Origin of the sequence: Shigella sp. FC1544 (genome assembly GCF_001722145.1) — a bacterium.
GTDB lineage: Bacteria > Pseudomonadota > Gammaproteobacteria > Enterobacterales > Enterobacteriaceae > Escherichia > Escherichia coli.
Genome location: NZ_MECT01000270.1, coordinates 1 through 1,727 on the forward strand (window position 1 = coordinate 1; position 1,727 = coordinate 1,727).

2 protein-coding genes and 1 pseudogene are annotated in these 1,727 nt (G+C 52.9%); 1 reads left to right on the forward strand and 2 read right to left on the reverse strand.

Features of this window, described 5'->3' with window-relative positions:
- Window positions 1–300: pseudogene (locus tag BGK49_RS13970) on the forward strand (IS1-like element IS1X2 family transposase); the annotation flags it as partial.
- Here BGK49_RS13970 and BGK49_RS13975 read toward each other — a convergent pair.
- Together BGK49_RS13975 and BGK49_RS13980 are read right to left on the reverse strand one after the other, a co-directional pair.
- Entirely contained in the window at window positions 294–485 is a 192-nt protein-coding gene (locus tag BGK49_RS13975; RefSeq protein WP_000016416.1) for a phage tail fiber protein, read from the reverse strand. The pseudogene BGK49_RS13970 and the gene BGK49_RS13975 overlap by 7 nt on opposite strands.
- Complete coding sequence (locus BGK49_RS13980) at window positions 486–1,625, reverse strand: DUF3383 family protein (RefSeq protein WP_000949036.1); 1,140 nt, start codon at window positions 1,623–1,625, stop codon at window positions 486–488.
- Window positions 1,626–1,727: the final 102 nt, after the last annotated feature.

The following is a 1,727-nucleotide window of genomic DNA, read 5'->3' on the forward strand; positions in this document are numbered from 1 at the left end:
ACGGTTGTGGCGCACGTCTTCGGTGAACGCACTCTGGCCACACTGGAGCGTCTTCTGAGCCTGCTGTCGGCCTTTGAGGTCGTGGTATGGATGACGGATGGCTGGCCGCTGTATGAATCACGCCTGAAGGGAAAGCTGCACGTTATCAGCAAGCGTTACACTCAGCGCATTGAGCGACATAATCTGAATCTGAGACAACATCTGGCAAGGCTGGGACGGAAGTCACTGTCGTTCTCAAAATCGGTGGAGCTGCATGACAAGGTCATCGGGCATTATCTGAACATAAAACACTATCAGTAAGTTGGAGTCATTACCGACAGTTTACCGTCAATACCGCGGGCAGTTTCCGCCAGTACCAGTGGATCGGTGCCATAAACGTTATCTGTTGCAAATCCCTGAAGTCGTACGCCGGAGGGATACAGATTATTCACTGTCAGCGTGATAATGGCATCCGCCGCAGTGATGGTGTTGTTGTTACCCGACATTTACTGGACCTCCGTGGATGCAATAACAAGTTTCTGGATACTACCGCCGTCACAGTACCAGAGCGTACAGGACGGACTGCTACGGGTTGCCCGCAAAGAGGGAAGCATATCGCCGATATACAGGTAATAGCCGGTGGCAAACAACGTTGAAGAAACATCTGCCTCCACAACATTGTTAATCTGTTTCTTCTGCGCCTCCGTCAGTGTCACCCCTTCACGGATCCCTCCCCAGCGTTTGTACTGCTGGATAACGTCACTCATTGACGCTGCAACCAGCGCCCGCCCTTCATTGTTGTAGGGGACCGTCTGGTTTGACTTGAATAATGCGATCACCGCCCCCTGCAAACTGGCATTCAGCCAGATTTGCCCGCAGAAACTGTCCAGCCATTTAAAATCACCGGTAATAGTGCCATCCGCCCAGTAATCTTCCACCACACTGTTTTCCGCATATTTTCCGTAGAAATTGTAACCTGCGGCGATCAGCGCATCATAATCGCTGCCACTGGTAACATCAGCGGCCAGCCCCTCATACTCGCGGAACTTGAATGATACACGCCCCTCTGGTCGGATAAAATCAAGGCACGCTGCATACCCCAGTACCGCTGCAGCCCGGTTACCATCAGTCGCGAAAACAGGTACAACAGAGCTGTAGTTATTGACAGCAATTATCTGGTAAGCGATGTGTTCAGTACTGCCTTTTACTCTGGCGTTGCCGCTGGTTGTCCATGCCACATAAAAGTAACGCTTGCCCTGCCCGTTTGCCCATGCAGAAAACGCCAGGTGTTGCTCGTCAGTGACCTCAGATACCGTGGAAAAACCCGCCCATTGCTGGGAAGCGGCCTTAATGGCTGCCATTGTGTCAGGGACATCAGATACAGGCGCGCCCCGGGATATCACCGCACCGGTGTTACTGGTCATCTTCAGGAGTTCTGCTGCCGATCCACTGCCGAACGTTATCGTGGTACTCCCGGGTTTCGCCCCGGCGACAGTAATGACAAAAGCATTCTGTGTGGTATCGAATACCACTGTAGCCACTGCTGCGGTCAGCGCTGTCTGTAGTGCCGTTGCAGCAGCGGCGAAGCTGGCGACACCGTTAAAATTCACTTCAATGCTGACGCTTTTCCCGTTAATACTCAGCATCAGCGTAAGCGTGCAGCAAGAACCGTATTGACGGGGATGTGTTATTCAGTCGGCAGTGCTACGCGCCAGGGGAGCAGTTCGCCGACCCGGTTTATCGGCCAG